The sequence below is a fragment of the Kerstersia sp. genome (assembly GCF_052103615.1).
Classification (GTDB): Bacteria; Pseudomonadota; Gammaproteobacteria; order Burkholderiales; family Burkholderiaceae_B; genus Kerstersia.
This window is the reverse complement of the sequence record NZ_JBQEKA010000024.1, coordinates 16987-40419: the sequence shown is the minus strand read 5'-3', so window position 1 is coordinate 40419 and position 23433 is coordinate 16987. Positions and strand designations below refer to the sequence as shown.

16 protein-coding genes are annotated in these 23433 nt (G+C 60.1%); 14 read left to right on the top strand and 2 right to left on the bottom strand.

Going from position 1 to position 23433, the window contains the following annotated elements; translation table 11 throughout:
* Positions 1 to 107: 107 nt before the first annotated feature.
* On the bottom strand, positions 108 to 1190 hold the full coding sequence (locus ACTJGZ_RS07700) for a GGDEF domain-containing protein (protein ID WP_441662350.1): 1083 nt from the start codon (positions 1188 to 1190) through the stop codon (positions 108 to 110).
* Between the two features lie 609 nt (positions 1191 to 1799).
* On the opposite strand from ACTJGZ_RS07700, the gene bcsQ (ACTJGZ_RS07695) reads away from it, so the two are divergent.
* The 14 genes from bcsQ (ACTJGZ_RS07695) (at position 1800) to ACTJGZ_RS07630 (ending at position 22764) form a co-directional block, all read left to right on the top strand.
* Positions 1800 to 2567 carry a cellulose biosynthesis protein BcsQ gene (gene bcsQ / locus ACTJGZ_RS07695; RefSeq protein WP_441662349.1) on the top strand — a complete coding sequence of 256 codons (768 nt, stop codon included), beginning with the start codon at positions 1800 to 1802 and terminating at the stop codon, positions 2565 to 2567.
* Positions 2564 to 4783 (top strand): UDP-forming cellulose synthase catalytic subunit, encoded by a 2220-nt coding sequence (gene bcsA / locus ACTJGZ_RS07690; protein ID WP_441662348.1) that lies wholly within the window; start codon positions 2564 to 2566, stop codon positions 4781 to 4783. Before bcsQ (ACTJGZ_RS07695) ends, bcsA begins: the two co-directional genes overlap by 4 nt.
* A complete protein-coding gene (gene bcsB / locus ACTJGZ_RS07685) occupies positions 4780 to 7083 on the top strand; it encodes a cellulose biosynthesis cyclic di-GMP-binding regulatory protein BcsB (RefSeq protein ID WP_441662347.1) in 2304 nt (767 codons plus the stop codon). The genes bcsA and bcsB (ACTJGZ_RS07685) overlap by 4 nt, the downstream gene beginning before the upstream one ends.
* 325 nt (positions 7084 to 7408) lie before the next feature.
* Entirely contained in the window at positions 7409 to 7864 is a 456-nt protein-coding gene (gene bcsD, locus ACTJGZ_RS07680) for a cellulose biosynthesis protein BcsD (RefSeq protein ID WP_441662346.1), read from the top strand.
* Between the two features lie 42 nt (positions 7865 to 7906).
* The gene (gene bcsP / locus ACTJGZ_RS07675) at positions 7907 to 9034 is read left to right on the top strand and encodes a cellulose biosynthesis protein BcsP (RefSeq protein ID WP_441662345.1); all 1128 of its coding nucleotides are present in this window, start codon (positions 7907 to 7909) and stop codon (positions 9032 to 9034) included.
* A 12-nt stretch (positions 9035 to 9046) separates the two neighbouring features.
* Positions 9047 to 9802 (top strand): cellulose biosynthesis protein BcsQ, encoded by a 756-nt coding sequence (gene bcsQ, locus ACTJGZ_RS07670; RefSeq protein WP_441662344.1) that lies wholly within the window; start codon positions 9047 to 9049, stop codon positions 9800 to 9802.
* Positions 9803 to 9874: 72 nt separating this feature from the next.
* Positions 9875 to 12196, top strand: a complete 2322-nt coding sequence (bcsB, locus tag ACTJGZ_RS07665; protein WP_441662343.1) for a cellulose biosynthesis cyclic di-GMP-binding regulatory protein BcsB — start codon at positions 9875 to 9877, stop codon at positions 12194 to 12196.
* Positions 12193 to 13470: a cellulose synthase complex periplasmic endoglucanase BcsZ gene (gene bcsZ / locus ACTJGZ_RS07660; protein WP_441662342.1), complete on the top strand. Its 1278-nt coding sequence runs from the start codon at positions 12193 to 12195 to the stop codon at positions 13468 to 13470. The genes bcsB (ACTJGZ_RS07665) and bcsZ overlap by 4 nt, the downstream gene beginning before the upstream one ends.
* The gene (locus ACTJGZ_RS07655) at positions 13446 to 17783 is read left to right on the top strand and encodes a cellulose synthase subunit BcsC-related outer membrane protein (RefSeq protein ID WP_441662341.1); all 4338 of its coding nucleotides are present in this window, start codon (positions 13446 to 13448) and stop codon (positions 17781 to 17783) included. The genes bcsZ and ACTJGZ_RS07655 overlap by 25 nt, the downstream gene beginning before the upstream one ends.
* Before the next feature lie 23 nt (positions 17784 to 17806).
* Positions 17807 to 18466, top strand: a complete 660-nt coding sequence (locus tag ACTJGZ_RS07650) for an SGNH/GDSL hydrolase family protein (RefSeq protein WP_441662340.1) — start codon at positions 17807 to 17809, stop codon at positions 18464 to 18466.
* Positions 18463 to 19149: a cell division protein FtsQ gene (locus ACTJGZ_RS07645; protein WP_441662339.1), complete on the top strand. Its 687-nt coding sequence runs from the start codon at positions 18463 to 18465 to the stop codon at positions 19147 to 19149. The genes ACTJGZ_RS07650 and ACTJGZ_RS07645 overlap by 4 nt, the downstream gene beginning before the upstream one ends.
* Positions 19150 to 19215: 66 nt before the next feature.
* A complete protein-coding gene (locus ACTJGZ_RS07640) occupies positions 19216 to 20634 on the top strand; it encodes an MBOAT family O-acyltransferase (RefSeq protein ID WP_441662338.1) in 1419 nt (472 codons plus the stop codon).
* Complete coding sequence (locus tag ACTJGZ_RS07635; RefSeq protein WP_441662337.1) at positions 20634 to 21791, top strand: alginate O-acetyltransferase AlgX-related protein; 1158 nt, start codon at positions 20634 to 20636, stop codon at positions 21789 to 21791. The genes ACTJGZ_RS07640 and ACTJGZ_RS07635 overlap by 1 nt, the downstream gene beginning before the upstream one ends.
* 97 nt (positions 21792 to 21888) lie before the next feature.
* Positions 21889 to 22764, top strand: a complete 876-nt coding sequence (locus tag ACTJGZ_RS07630; protein ID WP_441662336.1) for a polysaccharide deacetylase family protein — start codon at positions 21889 to 21891, stop codon at positions 22762 to 22764.
* On the opposite strand, the gene ACTJGZ_RS07625 is transcribed toward ACTJGZ_RS07630, so the two are convergent.
* The gene (locus ACTJGZ_RS07625) at positions 22755 to 23420 is read right to left on the bottom strand and encodes an SGNH/GDSL hydrolase family protein (protein WP_441662335.1); all 666 of its coding nucleotides are present in this window, start codon (positions 23418 to 23420) and stop codon (positions 22755 to 22757) included. The genes ACTJGZ_RS07630 and ACTJGZ_RS07625 overlap by 10 nt on opposite strands.
* Between the last annotated feature and the right edge of the window lie 13 nt (positions 23421 to 23433).

The window sequence follows — 23433 nt, the reverse complement described above, 5'->3', positions numbered from 1 at the left end:
ATCCATGCTTCTCGCTTATCCAGATATGACGCCACGATGCGTCGCGCTCAAGGGTAGGGGAGATTGTAGCCGGGTTCACTTTACCCGACCCGACAAAACGCTGCCGCTTACTCTTTTTGTCGGACTGCGGCGCCGTCGTCCGTCAGGCCGGCCGTCACCTCTGCTGACGGGCATGACACGACCGTGCGGTTTCTGCCGCGGCGTTTAGCTTCGTAGAGCGCGGAATCTGCATGCAGGATCAGCGATTGCAAAGACTCGTCCCTGCGCAACTCGGCCACCCCGAAGCTGGCCGTAATCCTGAAATCTTCAGGCAAGGTGCGAAAGGCCATGCTCTCGATCTGCAAACGCAGGCGCTCGGCCAGGATGACCGCATCATCCATGCGGGTCGCAGCCAGCATCAGGATGAACTCTTCACCCCCATAGCGGCCCACGACGTCGCCGACCCTGACATTGTCATTGAGCACCAAAGCGAACTGCCTCAATACCCGGTCGCCGGCAGGGTGCCCGAACGTATCATTGACCACCTTGAACCAGTCCAGATCCGTCATGACCAGGGCGATGGGCCAGGCACTGCGCCTGGCCAGCAGCATGTTGGCGCGTTCTTCAAATCCCCGGCGGTTGTAGATGCCGGTCAGGACGTCGATATTGCCTTCCTGCCGCAGGTTTTCCATCATGTCCCGCATGCTTTCTACCAGCAGGATCAGCGTGATGGTGAACACGACTACGATCAGGCCGATATGCAGTCCCAGCCACATCAGGCTGTCCGCCTGATTCAGGTCCACTGCCAGAGACCAGCCGCGCATCAGTAGCAGACAGGCCAGCAAGGCGAATCCGCCAGCCAGGTAATAATCCAGCCGCGCGCGCACCGGTTGCAGGACAACCCGGATCGCCCCCTGCAACAGCAGGAAGGCCAATCCAAGCTGAATAATCAGCGAACGCACGCCCATATCCGCCGGCCCGCTGCCGATCAGCGCGGCAATGCCCAGGGCGCCCAATACAACCAGAATGGTGGGTAAGTGATTATTCCCGTGCGGCAAACTCACCAGATTGCCATGGGTCAGAAATAAGACGATGACATAGGCAGCCCAGACGGACAGCCACCACCAGCTATCACTTCCGTAGCGATGGTAAAGCACCTGGCAAATCAGCATGCCAGCCAGACCGGCAGCCAGCATGAGCATCCGCACCATGCTGCTGCGCGAACGGGGGACGAACGCATAAAGCGTCGCAATGATGACCAGAAGGATTCCCGTCAGAAAAAGGGGAAGCCATACCGGAACCAATAATTCCGGCCTTAAGGTGACAATCATCTCACCCCCCGTCGCCGCAGCACTGTCCTTTCTGTCTCTAAGGCAATTTGATAATTACACCGTCTTTGATGAGTAGCCTCTTTTTTGTCAATACTTAACATTCCTGGGCCTGAGCCAATTCTGTCCGAAAAAGATAAAGATTCTAAAGTTACCTATCGCCTGACGATTGAGTTCCACTGCTAATGCTAAAGTAGCGCCGCTGCTCCGTATAGTCATACCTAACTTAATTGCTTAACAATTTATTACAGAATCTCTAACAAAAACTAGGTAGGAGTGCGGCTTTTTCGCTGCGGCGTGAGCAGGACGACTACGTTACACTCGCGTATTCCAGTATTCTTGACTATCGACTAGAAAAATATCAGCAAAAGCCGAAGTTCCTCGGCTCTTGCTGTATGCGGTTGCCTGTCCCTGCCCTGGTGCCAGAAATACCCCCGCCCGAATCGTTACAACCTGTTTATTTGACAGGTTTTTGACACTAGAAAAAGACGCATGAAAACCATAGCCATCGTTTCAGCGAAAGGTGGAGTAGGGAAAAGTTCCCTGTCTGCCAATTTGGGAGTTGCTCTGCTGAAAACGGGACATCCGGTCTTGCTGGTAGATCTGGATCCACAGAATGCCTTGGGTATGCATTTGGGCGCGCCGCAAACAAGCCTAGGCATTGCGCGAGCCACATTGCAACAAGAGGATTGGAGCAAAGCCGTTGTCTCCACCGCGCCCGGCGCCTATCTCCTGCCATATGGGCAAGCCAGCGAAACGGAACGCATGGCGTTTGAAGAGCATATTGCCCAGACGCCTGCCTGGCCGCTGGCCGATCTGGACCGGCTTTCGTTGAAATCCGACACGATCGTGATTTTCGATACGCCCCCCGGGCCGTCCGTGTATTTGCAGCAGGTTTTGAAAAGCGCCGATCTGGCTGTCGCCGTCACGCTTTCCGATATGGCCTCTTATGCCACGCTGCCCATCATGGAGCGCCTCGTCAACGAGTATGGCCGCTCCCGGCCGGAATTTCTCGGCGCCTATTACATCGTCAACCAGACCGACAGCAACCGCCCCTTGCTGCGTGATGTGAACAACGTGCTGAAAAGCACTTTGCAGCAACGCCTGATCGGGCAAGTTCATCAGGATCAAGCCGTACGCGACGCACTGGCCAAGCACCAGGATGTTCTGGGGTTTGCGCCTTACTCCCAGGCTGCGCACGATATTCAGGCATGCGCCACCCGTATCGGGAACCTACTTTTCGGTGATCGTAAGCAATGAATAAGAAGCCACAGACTGGATGGCGCGCCGGCACCGAAAACATGCTGGACGACCTTGCCAACGCAGCGATCTGGAACAACAAGGTCGTCAGAATTGCGCTGACTTGCCTGTCTGCCCTGATCTTGATCGGGCTGGTGACCATGCCGCTGGGCTTCTGGTCCCAGCTGGTCTTCGCCCTGTGTCTGCTGGGCACGGCCCTGATCGTGCGCAGAATACCGGGCCGCCTGATTTCGTTTTTCCTGATCCTGCTATCGCTGACCGCCTCATTCCGGTACATGTGGTGGCGCTTGAACCATACCCTGGACTTCCAGACCACGGCCGATGCGTTCTTCGGTTATGGCCTGCTGCTGGCTGAGCTCTATGCGCTGGTGGTGCTGGTGCTCGGCTACATCCAGACAGCATGGCCTTTGCAGCGCAAACCGATAGCGCTGCCTGCTGACCACGAAACCTGGCCAACAGTCGATATCCTGATCCCGACCTATAACGAACCCCTGGATATTGTCCGCCAAACCATTTATGCCGCCCTGGCGCAGGACTGGCCCAGCGATAAATTCCACGTTTATCTGTTGGATGACGGACGGCGCCAAGAGTTCCGGGAATTCTGCGAAGAAGTTGGTTGCGGCTACATGACCCGCGAAAACAACCAGTATGCGAAAGCCGGCAACCTGAATGCCGCGCTGGAGCGCACCGGCAGCGAATATGTCGCCATCTTCGATTGCGACCACATTCCGACGCGCTCCTTCCTGCAGCTGACCATGGGCCAGTTCCTGCGCGATGACAAGCTGGCCATTCTGCAGACCCCTCACTTTTTCTTTTCGCCCGATCCTTTCGAGCGCAATCTGAACACCTACCACTCCACCCCCAACGAAGGGGATTTGTTTTATGGCGTGGTGCAGGACGGCAACGACCTTTGGAATGCCTCGTTCTTCTGCGGATCCTGCGCCATCCTGCGCCGCAACATGCTGGAAGAAATCGGCGGTATTGCTATTGAAACCGTGACGGAAGACGCGCACACGGCACTCAAGCTTTCCCGCAAAGGTTATAACACCGCCTATCTGGGCATTCCCATGGCCGCCGGCCTGGCGACGGAAAGCCTGTCGGCGCACGTCGGCCAGCGGATTCGCTGGGCGCGGGGCATGGCCCAGATCGCGCGTACCGATAACCCCTTGTTGGGACCTGGCCTGAAGTTCGGGCAGCGGCTGTGCTATCTCAATGCCATGCTGCACTTCTTCTATGGTCTGCCGCGCCTGGTCTTCCTGACCGCGCCGCTGGCCTTTCTGTTCTTCGGCGCGCACGTGTTCGAGGCCTCGGCGCTCATGATCGCGGTCTATGCCTTGCCGCACATCATCCAGAGCAACCTGACAAACTCCCGCCTGCAAGGACGGTTCCGTTACTCCTTCTGGAATGAAATCTACGAATCCGTGCTGGCGTGGTACATCATGCTGCCGGTTCTGGTCGCCTTCATCAACCCGAAGTACGGTCAGTTCAACGTGACGGCCAAGGGCGGCAAGATCGAAAAATCCTATTTCGATATCGGTATTGCCAAGCCTTATGTCGTGCTGCTGGCCCTGAATCTGGCCGGTATGGTGGTTGGCATCATCATGTTGTTCAACACCAGCAATGACACCAACCAGACCATGACCATCGTCATGAACCTGCTGTGGAGCCTGTTCAACCTGATTCTGACCGGTGCCAGCGTGGCCGTTGCGTCGGAAGCCCGCCAGATCCGCAACAGCCCCCGGGTCGCAGCCGAATTGCCGGCGATGGTCCGCACGCCGGATGGCCGCGCCTACCCCTGCCAAACCCGGGATTTTTCCGAACAGGGTCTGGGGCTGGAAATCATGCCAGGGCTGGATATTCCGGTTGGCTCATCGCTCGAAATCACATTGCGCCGCGGAGATGAGGAAACCGCCATCCCGGTCACGGCTGTCATGCGCAAGGGCAGTTTGCTCGGCGTGAAGATCGACGACCTCAGCCCGGAACAGCGTTTTTCCTACACACAAATGACATTCGCCCGTGCCGATCTCTGGATCCGGGAATGGGGCAACAAGAAACCGGACGCGCCTCTGCGGGCTCTGCGGGAAATCATCAACATCGGTGTAAAAGGCCTGGGAATTTTCGGCCGCTATACGCATGCCAGCCTCTTGGGCTGGATGCAGCAGCGGCAGCAGCAAGGCAAAGATGCATCATCTTCGACTCTGAATTCCGAGAAATGAATTCCTTCCGCCTGATCGCCACATGCACGGCTGCCCTGCTTTCCGGAGCAGGTTTGTTCAGTCTGGTGCCCGCCGCATACGCCGATGACGTAACGGATGCGCCTATCGAAACCGAGGCTCCCGCCAGCGCTGGCCAGCCTGATGTCTCTGCGACCAATACCTATCGTTTCCGCGAACTGGGCGCCAACTATCCCTTGGCGCTGCGCGGCGTGGACGGTATCAACAGCATTCACGTCGATACCGCCGAAAATGAGCAAGTGGTCGGCGCGCGCCTGAAGCTGCGCTACCAGCATTCCCCCGAATTGCTCGATGGTTTGTCGCACCTGAAAGTTGCCATCAACGGGGAGCATACGGCCACCTTGCCGCTCAAGGCCAAACAGGCCGGCAAGGAGCAGGAGCGGGTGGTCGAACTGCCGCCGGAACTGTTCACGGATTACTCCGAGATCAATCTGCAACTCATCGGGCATTACACCCTGGGTTGCGAGGATCCGCGCCACCCCAGCCTCTGGCTAACCGTCGATCATGAAGACAGCGAGCTGGAACTGGATGTTGTGTATCTGGATACCCAGAACAATCTTTCCAGCCTGCCTTTACCGTTCTTCGATGCCCGTGACCAGCGGCCGCTGACGCTGCCTTTCGTCTTTGCCGGGACGCCCGATAAAGCGGAACTGCAAGCGGCAGGCGCCATTGCTTCCTGGTTTGGCGCCCTGGCGGATTACCGCGGCGCCAATTTCCCCGTCCTGCAAGGCCAATTGCCAGCCAGCGGCAACGCCATCGTGCTGATCAATACTGCCAAAGCAGCGGGTAATCTCCCGGTTGCCCCGGCAGCCAGCGCCGGCCCTGTCATCAGCATCATCAACCATCCTGGCAATCCGACGGGCAAGCTGCTCCTGGTGCAGGGCAGCAATGATGCGGAGCTTCTGGCTGCCGCCCGTACCCTGGCCACCAGCGCCGCTGCCTTGTCCGGCACATCCGCCCGTATTGATCAGGCCCGCGATCTGGCGCCCCGCAAACCCTATGACGCGCCCAAGTGGATTCCCACCGACCGGCCTGTCAGTTTCGGGGAAATCGCCACGCCCGCCAGCATGGCGGCGGAAGGGTTCTCACCCGACTACATCCGCTTGAATCTCGGTTTGCCGCCAGATCTGTATTCCTGGCGCGGCCAGGAAGTCCCGCTGGATCTGCATTACCGCTATATGCCGCGCGCCAATTCAGGCAAATCCGTCCTGAATGTTCAGGTCAATAGCCTGCCGCTGGCCAGCCTGCCCATTCCATCGGTCCCGCCGGCAACCAGCCTGACAGGCCGCCTGGCAGAAAACTGGAATTATGCCGGTGACATGCCGGCACGCGCAGAATTGATGATTCCGGTCGATCAATTGGCAGCCCAATCGCAGCTGGATTTCCATTTCAACTATGAATTCATTTCCCGGGGCGCGTGCAAGGATACGTTGTTTGATTTCATGCGCAGCCGCATTGACCCGGAATCGACAATAGATATTTCTGATTTGCCCCACTTCATTGCAATGCCCAATATGGCGGCCTTCGGCAATGGCGGTTATCCGTTTACGCGGATGGCAGATTTGTCAGAAACGGCAATCGCACTGCCCGCACACGCTGGCAATCCGGAATTTGAAGCCTATCTGACGCTGCTGGGACATTTTGGCGCTATTACCGGCTATCCCGCCACGCATGTGACGGCGGTCACGCCTGACGAACTGTCCGAACTCAAGCACAAAGATATTCTGATCCTTAGCAGCGGCCCGACCGATCAAATGCTGGGTGACTGGCAGCGTTATCTGCCAATAGACCCCGCCCAGGCCCTGAAGCCCGGCGCATCTTCGGCGTCGTCATCCTGGTGGAGCAGCATTGCGAACTGGTTTGACAGCAAGGAAGAAGCAGCTGAAGAAGCCTTGACGCCGCCCCCGTCACCCCAGAGCGTCGTCGTGACGGGTTTCCAGTCGCCGCTCAATAGCGACCGCAGTGTTGTCGTCATGGCCGCGCCCAATGCGGCCGCCCTGTCACAGGCAACGAGCGCGCTGCACAACGATCTGCTGCTGAAAAAGCTGTCTGGCTCCAGTCTCATCATCGACGGCGAGTATGTGACGGTGCTGGAGGACCGCAGTACTTATCACGTTGGCCAGCTCGGATGGTTCCGCCATACCCAATGGTTCCTGGAACGGCATATTCTGCTGGCCACAATCATTAGCCTGCTGGCATCGCTGGTTGCTGGAATCTTGCTGTACATATCATTCCGTGCCCGCGCTCAACGCCGTTTGCAGAATCAGGATAGGGAAGAATGACAGCGGCCTAATGGAACGTAAGTTCCATGGCCACGTTGCAACTATCAAGAAATATCAACTTTGTTTTTATTGAAAAGAAATTGTCTAAAATAGGTTTTCAATTCCGGGCTAAATGCGTCGTCACACGACAGCCAATATCCCATCAGGACCGGTTTCCAACCGTTTGAAAACCACGTTGGACTTGATTTTTATGCCAGCCCCGGATTGATACCCGTACATAGGTCAGACCAGCCGCCACTCCTGTTTCAGGACTGGGGGCTGGTCGCAAGCTTGTGTCTTAAATATTTCGCCTTCCCGATTCCCTCTTTGAAAGCAAGGGCCAGTCATGGACAACAGTATTCTCCTGCAGTTGAACGAACAACAATGCTCGCTGCAATGGAAAGGATTTTTGGATGTTTTTGCTCAGGAACTGACGCAACAACTGACCAGCACCAATCTGCGCAGCCTGACCCGCCGTGCCGGCGAGCGTTTTGCCAAGCAAACCGTTCTGCCCGAAACCGAGACCGTCGCCAGCCTGCAAGACGCCATCAATACTGAATGGCAGCGGCTGGGCTGGGGCCGGGTGGTTCTGGTGGAAGAAAGCACCCACCTGGTCATTACCCATTACTTCTCGCCGTTGCTGCCCGGTTTCACCGCTGCCAATCTGTCCTGGACCACGGGTTTCCTGGAAGGCGTCTATGAAGCCTGGCTGCACAAATCCGGCGCCAGCAATCTGCTGCGCGTCGCCCAAAGCGGCAACGCCGACGAAATTGGCACCTTGGTGTTCCATTTCGGCCGTTGATACAAAACTATCTCCGTAACGCCACGGGGAGGGGAGCGAGTCATGAGTGACGATAACGATATTTCCAATCTTTTTGAGTACTTCGGCGGCAAGCCGGACGAGTACAAGGAAATTACGCGCGCCGCTCAGACGCGCAATGCCGAAGAGCGCTGGCCTATGCTCAACGCCATGAAAATGGATGCGCCCGTCATTCCGCCCGCGGCGTTACACCACAGCATTCCCAAACACTTCGACCCGGACAATGCGCCGATCCCGCCGGCGATCTACCCGCCGTTGCCGGAAGGCCATGAGTCGGGCGAAGCGTTGTTTGTTCCGCCCAAACATTCTCTGCGCTCGCCTCGGGCCGCGCTGAAAGAACAGCCGGGCGCCGTAAACAGCGCGCAAGCTGACATTACGCTTTCCGCCATGCCCATTCCGCTGGCACGGCAAACACCGGCTGAAGCGCCGGTCATCATCACCAACCCCGCTTTCCAGGCCGCCAGCATCCCGGCCGCCGAACCTGCGGTAGTGGTCGAGCCTGTTGTTGCGGTTGAACCTGTTGTTGCGGTTGAACCCATTGCTGCGGTTGAACCTGTTGTTGCGGTTGAACCCGTTGCTGCGGTTGAACCCGTTGCTGCGGTTGAACCCATTGCTGCGGTCGAACCCATTGCTGCGGTCGAACCCATTGCTGCGGTTGAACCCATTGCTGCAGTTGAACCTGTTGTTGCGGTTGAACCTGTTGTTGCGGTCGAACCCGTTGCTGCGGTCGAACCCATTGCTGCGGTCGAACCTGTTGCTGCGGTCGAACCTGTTGCTGAGGTCGAACCTGTTGCTGAGGTCGAACCTGTTGCTGAGGTTGACCCCATTGCTGCAATCGAACCTGTTGCCGAAGTCGAGCCCGTTGAAATCGAAGCTGCGCCGGTAGAACCGGCAGTGCTCATTGAGCCTGCTGCGGACAAGTTCTCGCTTTGGCAACAAGCCGGCCAGGCTGTTTCCGAAACTGAACCGGAACAGGAACAAGCGCAGGAGCCGGAACAAGTGTTGGACACCGCCGAAGCGGCTGCGCCCGCAGCCCTGGACACGCCCGTCCCCGCCCCTGCCGCCCCCGCACAGCCGGCCCGCAAACCGGCAGGCACGTCACTGAAGCAGCTGTTCCAGCGTCTTGAGTCCAGTCACCAGGCAGAAGATTAAAAAAACGGAACCATGAAGATCATTGCCGTCGTTTCTCCTAAAGGTGGAGTGGGAAAAAGCACGATCAGTGCCAGCCTTGGCACGTCGCTGCACCGCTCCAGGCGCCCGATACTTTTTATAGATCTGGATCCGCAGAATGCCTTGAGGTTCCACCTCAACGATTATGAACAGCGCCTGGACGGCATTTCCCGGGCAACGCTGGAAAAGCGCGACTGGCGCGAAGCGGTTGTGACCACGCCGGACAAGGCTGCGGTTTTGCCCTACGGCATGGTCAACGAAGATGACCGCCGGCTGTTCGAGCGTATTCTCAACAGCGACCCCAACTGGTTGCGCGATCAAATTCATGCTTTGCCGCTCGCTGAAGATGCCCTGGTGATTCTCGATACCCCACCAGGGCCTTCTGCTTATTTGCGCCAGGCATTGAGCTGCGCCGACCTTGCCGTCGTCGTAGTGCTGGCCGATGCGGCTTCTTACGCCACGCTGCCGCAAATGGAAAACCTGATCGCCACCTATTGCACGCCGCGCAAGGATTTCACTGGTTATGCCTACCTCGCAAACCAGTTCGATCCCCAACGCCAGCTGTGTGTCGATATTGTGGCCACCATGCGCAACGAGTACAGCAGCAAACCCATCGGTATCGTTCACCATGATCCGGCGGTGGGTGAAGCGCTGGCCCATGGCCAAAGCATCATCGACTACGCCCCCGATAGCGCAGCTGCGCAAGATATCAAGAACTGGACTCTCTGGGTAACAGGCAGCCTGGCCTGATTCGCCAGCCCGCCCAGACGCCCGAGACACGCTACGCGGATCCCCAAGCAGGATCATCAATTCGAGAAAACGATGAAATCGAAGCCTACCCAACCTACTTTCGCTCCCGGCCTTCAGCCGTGGTCCGTTCTTGCCTACAGCCTGCTGCTGGGGTTGGCAGCACCTGCCATGGCCGCTCCGGCTGCTGATGAGCCTGCCGCCGCTGCCGCGCCTGTCGATACGACCATCAACCGCGACCTGACCTTCAAGGAACTGGGCGCCCGCTATCCCTTGAACCTGCGCGGCGTGGATGCCAGCAACAGCCTGCCGTTCAATATCCGCGCAGACGAAATCGTCAAGGGCGCGCAGGTCAACCTGAACTACGCCTATTCGCCGTCGATGCTCAGCGACCTGTCGCACATCAATGTGCTGATCAACGACGAAGTCGCTGCCACGATTCAGCTCCCCAAAGATACGGCCGGGCAGAATCTGCAAAAAACCATAGAACTGCCACCCCAGCTGATTACCTCGTTCAATCAGCTGCGCATGCAGCTGATTGGCCACTACACGCTGGAATGCGAAGACCCGCTGCACTCCAGCCTGTGGGCCAACATCAGCAATAACAGCCAACTGGAACTGGCGATAGACCGCATCAACCTGCCCAATGAGCTGTCGCTGTTCCCCTTGCCGTTCTTTGATTTCCGCGATACCCGCGAACTGAACCTGCCGTTCGTCTTCGCCAGCCAGATAGATGACCCCGTGCTGGAAGGCGCTGGCGCGCTGTCCTCCTTGTTCGGCAATCTGGCCGGCTACCGTGGCGCGACCTTCCCCGCCAGCCGCAACCAGATTCCGTCGAGCGGCAATGCCATCGTCTTTTCCGACAATGCCAGCGCTTTCCCCGAACTCTACGGCAAAACGCTGTCCGGCCCGACCCTCAGCGTCATCAGCAACCCCAATGATCCGGCAGGCAAACTGCTGCTGGTGCTGGGCCGAGACAGCAAGGAAATCAAACAGGCCGCCATCGCGCTGGCCGCTGGTAACCAGACGCTGAGCGGCAGCTATGCCACGATCACGCAATTCGACGATATCAAGCCGCGCCAGCCGTATGACGCGCCGAAATGGTTGCGCACGGATCGCCCGGCCTCCTTTGGCGAGCTGATCGAACCGCAAAAGCTGAACGTTTCCGGCTATAGCCCCGACCTGATCCGCGTTGATCTGCGCCTGCCGCCCGATCTGTTCGGCTGGAAAGAAAAAGACGTCCCCATCAACCTGAAGTACCGCTACACCCCGCAGCCGACCTCGGTCAATTCGTCGCTGCTGTTCAGCGTCGATGACCTCTTCATGAAGTCGGTGCCTTTGTACTCGCTGGCCGAGCTGCAACGGGCCACGCAGGAAGGCCAGGCGGCTGTCGAAGTGCTGCCGGACGAAAGCCTGCCGCGCGAAATTCTGATGGAAGTCCCGCTGGAAACGCTGCTGGATCGTTCCCAGCTGCAGTTCCGCTACATGTACGACTACATCAAGCAGGGTGAATGCCGCGACATCATCATTGACAACGTACGCGGCCATATCAACCCGGAATCGACGATAGACCTGACGGCCTATCCGCACTACAAGGCGATGCCGGACCTGCTGTCCTTCGGTGAAAGCGGCTGGCCCTTCACCCGCCTGGCGGATCTGTCGGAAACTGCGGTCGTTCTGAACAAGAACCCCAAGCTGCAGGAAATCTCGACCTACCTGGACCTGATGGGCCTGATGGGCGAAGCAACCGGCTATCCGGCCCTGTACGTCACGGTCACTTCGCCGGAAAAAGTCGGCGCTCAGGCTGACAAGGATCTGCTCGTCATTTCCTCGGGCTCGGCGCAACCGCTGCTGACCGAATGGTCCGCCGAACTGCCCGCTGCCTACACGGCGGAAAACGGCAAGCGCTTCGGCACGTCCGATCTGCTGTACCGCGTCCTGGGCTGGAACGATCCTGACCCCCGCAATACCGTTGACCCGCAGCGCAATGAAATCGCCTATACCAGCGACGGCGTGAACGCCATCGTGGCAGGCTTTGAATCTCCGCTCGCCAAGCAACGCAGCGTCGTCCTGGTCGCCAGCAATGCGGAAGACGGCCTGTCGCACGCGGCCGCCGCGATCCGCAAGGCGGAAGGCTATGACACGCCGCTGCACGGCAGCTTGTCCATCGTCCGCGGCAACAAGGTCGATGCGCTGGTCGGGGATCAAACCTATTACACCGGCAGCCTGGGCTTCTTCAAGCGTATTCAATGGATGCTTGCGCCGTACCTGACGCAATATCCCTGGCTGCTGACGCTGGTCACGATTCTGATCGTGCTTCTGCTGGCCAGCATCCTGATTTCGCTGATCCGCTGGTTGGCTCGCCGCCGTCAGGATCAACACAACACGCACCAATGAAACGCATAAGCAAGCACGGTGTTCCCCCTCACCGGGGAGCGCTCCAGCTATCCGATCCAGGCCGCCGCCAGACCCTGGCCGTTCTGGCGCTAGGCCTGACTGCGGCCGGGCTGGCGCTGCCTGCGCGCCAGGCCCGCGCAGGATCGGATAGCTGTCCTCCCGTCCAGGACTGGCAGGAGTGGCAGGAATACCTGAAGCATTTCGTTCAGGAAGACGGCCGGGTTCTGGACGCCAGCACGCCCAAGCAACACAGCTCATCCGAAAGCCAGTCATACGGCATGTTCTTTGCCCTGGCCGCCAACGACCCCGCCACCTTTGAAAAAATCTGGCGCTGGTCCATCAATAATCTGGCTGGCGGCAATATCGGGACGAACCTCCCGGCCTGGATCTGGGGCAAGAGCGAAGAGGGCGAGTGGCGCGTGCTGGACAGCAATTCCGCCTCGGATGCCGAACTCTGGTTCATTTACGCGCTGGCCGAAGCGGCCCGGGCGTGGAACCGACCGGACTACCTGCTGGAAGCCAGGGCGCTGCTGGCGCAGGTGGAAGCCAAGGAAATCGACGATCTGCCCGGCCTGGGGAAAATGCTGTTGCCCGGGCCGCGCGATTTCGTCCATCCGGAAGGAATCTGGCAACTCAATCCCAGCTATCTGCCTTTGCCTGTTCTGCGCCGTCTGGCGCGTCTGTCGCCTAATGGCCCGTGGCAGGAAATTGCCACCAACACCATGCGCATGTTCAGTGCCATTACTCCTGCCGGTTTTGCTGCGGACTGGGTGGCCTATCAAGGCGATGATGAACATTCGGGCCACTTCGTTTCCGACCCGATCAAAGGTGAACTCGGCAGCTACGATGCCATCCGCGTTTATCTCTGGGCTGGCCTGACTCACCCGGAAGACCCGCTCTCTCGCGCTGTCCTGCGTTCCTTGCATGGCATGCGGGATGCGACCCAGCGCTTGCAGGCGCCCCCGGAAAAAGTGCAGGTCATGACAGGCAGTACCGAAAATACCGGTCCTTTCGGATTTTCGTCTGCGCTGGTGCCTTATTTTCAGGCGCTGGGCGATACCGCGATGGCCGATGCGCAAGCACAGCGCGCCGCGACGCTTTGGCGCAACAGTATCAATGCCGCTGCGGGGCAGGATGATGTCCAGCCGCCGTACTATGACAATATGTTGCACCTGTTCAGTACAGGCTGGCAACAGGGCCGGTATCGCTTCAATGCGGACGGCAGCTTAAATCTCAAGTGGGAACGGGAATGTCCGCACGCAAATACACCATAGCACTGAGTCTGCTAGCGATTCTTGCGCAGACGGACGCCTACGCGCAGGCGGATGCCCGCGCGACCCTGGCTGGCCAGGGCAAATACTGGATGGATCGTGGCGACCACAAGCGCGCCACGGAAATCTGGCAGAAACTGCTGCTCGTCTCGCCCAATGACCCCCAGGCGCTCTATGGCCTGGCCGCTGCCGAACTGGACAAAAAGAACCTGACGGCCGCGAACCAATATCTGCAGCAATTGCGCCAATCGCATCCTGGCGATTCGCATATTGCGCTGTTGGAACAAGACATTTATTTCAGCCAGCCCGGACCTCAGGCCGAATTGAATCAGGCCCGTACCCTGGCCGTGTCCGGGCAAATGGATGAAGCCATTGCCCAGTACGATAAAGCCTTGCAAGGCAAGCCGCCTCTGGGGCCGCTGGGGTTCGAATACTACCGCTACCTGGGCTACAGCAGCCATGGTCTGGATCGCGCGGTTCGCGAACTGACCCGCCTGCACCGCGCCAATCCGAACAATGCTGCCTACGAACTGGCGCTGGCGCAGCACCTGGTGCGTAATCTGGACAGCCGCCCGGATGGTTTGCGGCGCCTGGAACGCCTGGCGCGCAATCCCGCTGTCGGCAGCGAAGCCAATGAAACCTGGCGCAGTGTGCTGACCTGGGTAGGTACCCCCAACGCCGAATACCGACCTTTCTTCCAGTCCTATCTGGCGCAGAATCCGAACGACACGGAAATCCGCCAATTGCTGCAAGGCGCGCGCACAGCTCAACCCGCTGCGCAGCAGCCGGCACGGCAGGGCGGCGGCCAAGGCCAAAACCGCAATACCGGCACAGCCGCCAAGGCCTGGGTGCAAGCCCCCTTGATCACCAAAGGTTTCAAGGCGCTGGAAGACGGCGACTTGAACGAAGCTGAAAATGCCTTCCGCGAGCAGCTCACCAAAGAACCGAACAACCCGGACGCCCTGGGCGGCCTGGGCGTTGTCCGCATGCAGCAGAACGATCTGCCCCAGGCGGAAAAACTGCTGGAACGGGCTGCTGCCACGCGTCCTCAATGGCGCAAGGCGCTCAACAATACGCGCTACTGGATGCAGGTCAACGCCGCCGCCAGCGCGCTGGGCAATGATGACCTGATTGCCGCCAGGCGCCATGCCGAAGCGGCGATCCGTCTAGACAGCAAGGACCCGGCGGCACAGAACGCCTTGGGCCATGTTCAGGTGGAAGAGGGCAAGCTCGAAGAGGCTACCCGTACCTTCGCCCGCGTCTTCAACTCCAATCGCAATAACATTGAGGCCTTGACCGGACTCATCAGTGTCCTTGCTCAGCGCGGCCAGCCGGAACAAGCGCTGGATATCATTGAAAAGCTGACGCCCGAACAACGCGCACAGATCAATGATATCGGCCAATTGCGCGCTGCCGTCGCAGCCGGTCAGGCCAAGCAGGCAGAACAACGGGGTGATGAAGCCGGTGCCCGCTTAGCGCTTGAGAACGCGATTCGCCAGGACCCCAACAACCCCTGGCTGCGCTTCGATCTGGCGCGCCTGTACCTGAAGATAGGCGCCAACACGGAAGCCCAAGGGCTGGTCGATGGCCTGTTGATCTCCAACCCGGATATGCCGGATGCGCTCTACAGCAGCGCGCTGCTGCAAATGCAGCTGGGGTCCTATGGCAAGGCGCACGCTACCTTGCTGCGCATCCCGGAAGACAAGCGCACGCCGACCATGGCTGCGCTGGAACACCGCCTGTGGGTGCACGCCCAGGCCGAACAGGCCAGTTTGCTGGCCCAGCGCGGCCAGGTGCAGGATGCGCGCCGGATTCTGCTCAGCCTCGAAAATGCCGCCGGCCAGGATCCCGAATTGCTGGGCACCATTGCCTCGGCCTATACCGATACCGGCGACGCCGGGCATGGCCTGAACCTGTTGCGCCAGCAAATGGCGCGTTCGGAACGGCCCAACACTTCCTTGTTGCTGGCATATAGCGGCCTGCTGCTGAAAACCGGACAGGATGTCGAGGCAGCCAACATCCTGCGCACGCTGCAAAGCCAGCGCATGAACCGTACCGACCAGCAGGCCTTTGATGACCTGCTGTTCCTCTACACCGTGCGCCAGGCCGATTTGCTGCGCGAACGCGGCGATCTCGTGGCTGCTTACGACACCCTGGCGCCCGCGCTGGCCCAGCGTCCCAACGACGAACTGGTGCAAGGCGCCCTGGCGCGTATGTACGCGGCTGGCGGCGATCATGCCAAGGCGCTGGACTATTACAAGCTGCTGCTGGCCAAGGATCCGGATAATGCCGATCTGCAGATCGGCGCTGCCATGATGGCCACCGAACTGCGCGATTACCGCTATGCGGAAACCGCCATCAACCATGCGGTGGCGCTGGCGCCTGATAACCCGGAAATCCTGGCCAATGCGGCCCGGCTCTACCGGGCCCGCGGCAAAACCAGCCAGGCGCGCGATCTGCTCAACGCCGCCATTGCGGCCGAAGAGCGCCGCTTGACGCAAAACTCGGGCAGCGCCCAGGCACAGCGTCTGGCACAGGCCTCTTCCGACGAATTCGACAATCCCTTTGTCGGTTTGCCGAACCAGCGCACGCGCTCTACCTTGCCGCCGCAGGCACTGGCCGATATTCTGGATCGCGAAGCCGTCACGACCAGCACTGCCGTGGCCGTGGCCGCGCCTGCCGCGCAAGTGGAACTGCCGCCGTTCCAGGAGCCCGCGCCTGTCGTGCAAGCGCCGGCTCCCCTGGCAGCCTATCCGTCGCCGTCCAGGCAAGTGCCGGAACCCGTCGCAAGCACCCGTCAGCAAACAATACAGGCCGCTGCGCCGCAACCCGTGGCGCGCCCCGCAGCCACCGTCATCGCCCCCGCCCAAGGCGCGCCGATGCAAGGGCAGGCGATTACCATCGCCCGTCCGGCCAGCAGCCAGTCCGTTCAAACACTGACCGTGCCGACGCCGTCGTCCGGGGCCATGTACGATGTGCCCCTGGCGGCCAGCCAGTACAACGACGAAGCCAAGCCCGTCCTGGCCAATGGCGTCGTCATGTCGCCAAGGCTGGAAGAGTTGCGCAAGGAACTCTATAGCCTGCAGGAATCGGCCAACCCTGAAGTGCGGGTCGGCGTTTTCGGCCGCAGCAATAATGGCGAGAAGGGCACCAGCCGGGTCAATGAAATTTCCACCCCCCTGGAAGTCCGCCTGCCTGCCCTGGATGGCACGGTTTCCGTGCGCGCCACGCCAGTCACCATCGACGCGGGCAGGGTAGGCACGGGTTATTACGACAGCAGCCGCTTTGGCGGCGGCCCGGCCGCAGCCGTGCAGCATGCCGTCAATAGCGTAGCCCCTGGCAGCAATGCCGATGCCTACTTGCATGCCCTCAACGGCGCGGAAGTCGAGAAGCGTCAGCGTGACAGCGGCATCGGCCTGTCTGTCGGTTATGCCACGCAAGGCCTGAGCGCCGATATCGGCACCACGCCATTGGGCTTCCAACGCACCAACGTCGTTGGCGGCATCAAGCTGGACGGCATGTTCGATCCCTCGCGCCGCTTCTGGTACACCTTTGACATCTCACGCCGTGCCGTCACCGACAGCGTGCTGTCATTCGCCGGCACCACGGACAGCCGCACCGGCCAAAGCTGGGGTGGCGTCACCGCCACAGGCTTCCAGTTCCAGCTGGGCCAGGATAACGATGACCTGGGCTACTACGCCTATGGCGGCTGGCATGCGCTGCGCGGCCATAATGTGAAATCCAACTGGCGTATCAATGCCGGTGCGGGCACGTACTGGCATCTGCTGCGCGACAGCAGCCGTTCGCTGACGGCCGGGCTGAACTTGGCGGCCACGTTCTACGACAAGAACCTGCGCTTCTTCACCTATGGCCATGGCGGCTATTTCAGCCCGCAGTCCATGTATGCCCTGAGCGTTCCGTTCACCTGGGCGCAACGCGGCCAACGCTTCAGCTACAAGCTGCAAGGCGCAGTCGGGTTGCAGCACTTCGACGAAAAGAGCGCGGATTACTTCCCCGGCAGTTCTGTCCTGCAAAGCCAGGCCGAAGCCGCCGCCATCTGGGCGCAAGGCATCGGTATGGGCGGCGCAACAGCACGTTATTCCGGACAAAGCAGTACTGGCGTCGGCTACAACCTGCTGGCAGCTGGCGAATACCGGCTCAGCAGCAACCTGACCCTGGGCGGCCAACTGTCGCTGGATAACGCTACCGACTACAGACAATGGGGCGGCGGCCTGTACCTGCGCTACACGCTTTATCCCGTGACCAGCCCGCTGGACCTGCCGGTCAACCCGTACCAGTCTCCGTACGCCCAATAAATTACTGCTGAGAAGAAACCATCATGCTTCCTTCCATTCTTGCAGGCCTGAGCATTCTGATTGTCGGCGACAGCCACATGACGGCTCCCAACTACCTGATCAGCTCCCTGCACGACGACCTGCAGGCACGCGGCGCCGTGGTCCACTCCATCGGGGTCTGCGGCTCCAATCCTGGTGACTGGGTGCAGGCGACCCCCGGTACCTGCGGCGGCGGTGAACGCCAAGGTACCGCAGCGGCCCAGTTCCAGCCCGGCGGCGCGCACACCCGCCCGATCACAGAACTGATTTCCCAGGATAAGCCGGATCTGGTGATCGTCATCATGGGCGATACCATGGCGGGCTACGAAAAAACTGCGTTCTCACGCACCTGGGCCTGGCAAAACACCACCCAGCTGACGCGCGCCATCGCCGCAACCGACACCGCCTGCCTGTGGGTAGGCCCGCCCTGGGGCACCACCGGCGGAAAATTCAACAAGTCGGATGCCAGGGTTCAGCAGGTCTCCTCGTTCCTGGCCAATAATGTCGCCCCCTGCGGCTATATCGATTCCTTGAAGCTCTCGCAGCCCGGCCAATGGGCCACTGTTGACGGTCAGCACCTGACCGCCAATGGCTATCGATCCTGGGGCGCGGCCATTGCCGATGCCGTCCTGGCCTCTCCCATTGTCAAGGACCTCAAGCAATGACACGCTCCCTCCAATGCCTGGCGGCCGCTACGCTGATGTCCTCCCTGGCGCTGTCCAGCCAGGCCGCAGATATCGCGCTCTATGAGACCGGGCCGGCCGAAGATTCCTCGTTCCTGCGCTTCGTGAACGGCAGTGATGCGACGATCCGCATCGCTTCCGGCAATGCGGGCAGCGCCATGGAACTGGCGGCGGACGAACCAGCATCCAAGTTTTTCGCGGTGCGTGCCGGCCAGCCGCTCAAGGGTGAAATCCGCGCCGGGGATGCCGTCATCCCTACGCAGACCACCGTGCAGCCCGGCGACTTTGTTTCCGTCATCGTCACCCAGGCCGCCGACGGCCAGCCTCAAGCCACCACGATTACCGAATCCCCCGAGGATTTCAATGCGCTGAAGGCCGCTGTGGCTTTCTACAACCTTGATCCGGGTTGCGCCGATGCAGTCGTCCGTGTGGCAGGCCGCGACACCGCGCTGTTTTCCGGCACGCATGAAAAGAATGCGCCGCCGCGGCGCCAGATCAATCCGGTTCCGCTCTCCGTCCAGCTTGTCTGCGCAGGCCAGGACACCGGTGCCGTCCTCGATCTGGGCAAATTGCAGGCGGGCGAGCGCTATACCCTCTTTTTGGTGCCCGGCCACGAAGCCAAGCAATCCCGTCTTTTCTACGCCGTCGATAGTCTCGCGTTCTAAAGGCAACAGAACCTTTCCTGCCGGATTTCCTTTTTCCGGCGTTTCTTTTTCCCGGCTTCCCCCTCCATGGTTTTCTCATCGCTGGAATTCCTGACGCTGTTCCTGCCGGCGTTTTTGTGCATCTATACACTGTCGCGCCCGTCCTGGCGCAACCTGGTACTACTGATAGGCAGTTGGCTGTTCTACAGCTGGTGGAGTCCGGTTTTCCTGCTGTTGCTGATTGCCGTCACGGTGATCGCCTGGGGCGGCGGGCTATTTCTGCAACAAGCGTTGCGGGCAGGGCGGGAGCGCGATGCCGGGCGCCTGCTTGCTGTCCTGATCATCGCCAACGTCGCCATCCTGTGCTGGTTCAAGTACTCCAATATTCTCGTTGCCACCTATAACAGCAGTACCGGCCTGACCGGTGCCATGCCTGTCGAATGGCAGCGTGTGGTTCTGCCTGCCGGCCTGTCATTTTTCATTCTTCAGTCGATCTCCTACCTGATCGATGTGCGCCGCCGGACGGTGGACGCCCAGCGGAACTTCATCGATTTCGGGGCCTATATCGCCATGTTCGGCCAGCTGATCGCCGGCCCCATCATCCGCTACGACTGGGTCAATAACGAACTGATTAACCGCCGGCTCACCTGGGCTGACTTCAGCCTGGGCGCGCGCCGGTTCATGATCGGCCTGAGCATGAAGGTGCTGATTGCCGATACGCTGGCCCCCATCGCCGATAAAGCCTTTGCCCTGAGCGCGCCGACGCTGGCGGATGCCTGGCTGGGATGCGCGGCTTATACGCTGCAATTGTTTTTCGATTTTGCCGGCTACAGCGCCATGGCCATCGGGCTGGGCCTGATGCTGGGCTTTCATTTCCCGGAAAACTTCAATAACCCCTATGTGGCGCGCAGCATCCAGGATTTCTGGCGCCGCTGGCACCTGTCGCTGTCCAGCTGGATTCGCGACTACCTCTATATTCCGATGGGGGGTAACCGCTACGGGACATTCAGCACCTACCGCAACCTGCTGCTGACCATGGCCATTGCCGGCTTATGGCACGGCGGGGATAGCTGGAACTTCCTCATCTGGGGCACCGCGCACGGCGCCGCGCTGTGTGTGGCCCGCGCCTGGAGCCGTTCGCACTTGCCCCAGCTGCCGGTCGCGCTCTCCTGGCTGCTGACGCTGTTGTTTGTCATGCTGGCCTGGACGCTATTCCGCGCCGCCAATTTCGATAACGCCCTGACCATGTACCAGGGCCAGTTCGGTTTCAATGGCTATGCGCTTGGAGATACCTTGCGGCTGGCCTGGCGCCCTGTTCATACGCTGGCTGTACTGGGCGGCATTCTCTGCATCATTCTGCCCACGCTGCAAAGCTGGTTTGACGGTAAAGCCATTTCCGCGCGCCTGATGTTCTTGCGCGGCATCTGGCCATTGCTGGCCTTCCTGTGGTGCTACAGCCTGATCGTCAGCCGCGGCGCCACACCCTTCCTTTACTTCCAGTTCTGATGAACGACTCCTTTTCCCCAGAAAAGCAGCCCGGTTACTCCGCGTCCCATCATCGCGGAGGAAGCTGGGCCGCCGCAGGGCTGCTGATCTTCATCGCGGCAGGCCTGGTTTCCAACGGCTATGGATTGCTGTCACGGGAGCAGCCTATCCTGCCCCCGGACACGACGCTGGATCAAATGCTGGACGGCAGCGCCAACCGGGAAGTCGCCACCAGCCTGGCCACGCTGCCCATGCCCCAAGCCGCAGCAGACCTGCAACGCGGCATAGGCTGGGTCAGCGCCCATGACCTGGGCGACCAGGTCCGCCAGGGCTGCCCTGGCTGGCTCTTTCTGGCCGAAGAACTGGAAGTCCGCCCCGGCGGAGCCGCCAGTGCCCAGGCGCGCGCTGACACCGTGCAACGGATACATGACAAGCTGCGGCGCCAGGGCATAGACCTGGTCGTTGCCGTCGTGCCAGACAAAAGCCGCATTGAGACCTCCCGGCTCTGCCAATTGCAGCGGCCCGCCGCCTTGCAGGGCAGGGCGGCCGAATGGGTGGCCGGCCTGCAGGCCCAAGGCATTGCCGCGCTGGATTTAAGCCAATCGCTGGACGGCCAGGCGCAGCCCGTCTTCCTGCAAACCGATACCCACTGGAACGAAACCGGCGCGCACCTGGCCGCCCGCCAGATTGCCCAAAGTGTCCAGGAGCAAGGCCTGAAACTGGAACCGCATCAGCGTACCGCCATCGTGCAGGATGCTGCCCGCCCGCGGCCGGGGGATCTCACCCGGCTGGCCGGTATCGATTGGTTGCCGGCGGACTGGCAACCCGCCATCGAAACCTTCCGTCCCAGCCGTTTCGAACCCGTGGCGGATGCCGGCGCCGATTCAAACAGCGCCGCCGGTAGTGATGATGATTTGTTCGGCGATGCCGATCTGCCTACGGTGGCGCTGTTGGGCTCATCGTTCTCGCGCACATCGGAATTTGCCAATTTCCTGGCTCATGAGCTGGAAACCCCTATTCCCGGTTTTGCCAAGGACGGCGGCGGTTTTTCAGTTGCGGCCAACGAATATTTCGATAGTCCTGCCTTCAAGCAGACACCGCCGCGCCTGATAATATGGGAAATCCCGGAGCGTGTTCTGGACATGCCTCTTGCCGGTGATAAACCGATCTGGCCTTAATCTTTCCTTCAGCCAGACTGGCGGCAGGCAATCAGGCACAGGCCATGAACACGCAGACGCAGCGCTGCATTCATGGCCTTTTTTGCGAGTTCCCCGTATGGCACTTTTCCGCATTGGACTACCGGCAAGCATATTGAGCCTGCTCGCGCTGTTTGGCGGCAGCGCACAGGCCCAGACCATAGGCCTTAGCTTCGACGATGGATTTGAGCCTGTTTCCCGGCCCGTGGCGGTCCAGGAGAACCAAAGGGTACTCAGTGTACTGGCACAGCATAAAATCCGCGCCATGCTCTTTCCTGCGGGTTTCAGCATGGGTAGCGCAGCAGGGATGGACTTGATCCGCGACTGGAGCGCTGCCGGGCACCATATCGGCAATCACTCATACCAGCATCAGGCATACAGCCAAACCGATCCCGTCAGCTACCAGCACGATATCGAACATGCCGAAAGCCTGCTGCGCGACTTGCCTGGCTGGTGTCCGCGCATGCGTTTCCCGTACCTGGACGAGGGAAATACGCCGGAAAAGCACAACGCCATGATGCAGTGGCTGGCCCAGCACGGCTATGGCGTCGCGCCGGCCACCATCACGCTGGAAGACTGGAAGGATAATTCCGCTTATGAAACACTGCAGGCGACCGGCAACGAAACCGCCATGCATGCCTATCGCCAAGACTATCTGAACCGGGTCTGGAGCGAAATACAGAAGCAAGGCCAGCATTGGCCCCAGGTACTGGGCGGACGCGATCCTGCCCATATTCTGCTGTTGCACGCCAATAGCCTGAATGCCGCCGTGCTGCCCGATCTCATCGACCGGCTGCAGACATCAGGCTGGTCCATTGTGGACGCGGCCCAGGCCTTGCAGGACCCGATTTACCAGCGCAGCTATCAAGCCGCGCCAGCGGCCGGCCAGCCCTCAGGCAACGCTGAGCAGTGGCTGCCCAACCCTGACTGCCAGCCAGGCAAGGCTCAGCGCTGACGCTCGATTTCCTGAATCAGGGGCAGCGTTTCCAGGCGATGCACGATCGCATTGCTCCATGACTGGTAGCCCGCTGCATTGAAATGCTGCCCATCGAAGGTGCGCCATTCACCCGGCGCGGCCATCTCCAGCGAATCGATATACACGCACGGCGAGACATTGCCCGACAGGAAGCGTGACAGGCGTTCTACCCGCTCGTCGCTCTTCTGGAAACGGCCGCCTTCCTTGCCATAGGCAGGGCCGACCCAGACGCAAGGCGTATTCGTTTGCGCAATTTCCTTGGTCAGCGTGGTAACGCCCTGCCAGGCCCAGACACGCGGGAACGCCTGCTTATCATAGGCGCCCATGGTATCGCCGATGATCACCATCACCACATCGGGCTTGGTTTCATTGATCAGGCTCGTCATGCTGGCATTAACGCGTCCTGGACCCCAGTTCTGCCCGGGTTCACCCTCTTTGCGCTCCGCGCCGCAATCCAGCGCCCTGGGCTTGACCCAATCGATAGCGCTGGCGCCGCAGCCGCCGACGATATGCACACTGGCCGCTCCCTGACTATGCAGCGAGTCATACAGCGCGTCCCTGAACTCATAAATCATATGGCTTTCGCCTATGACCAGAAAACTCAAACCTGCCAGTAAAGCACCTGACGCAGACATTCCTTCATCCTTC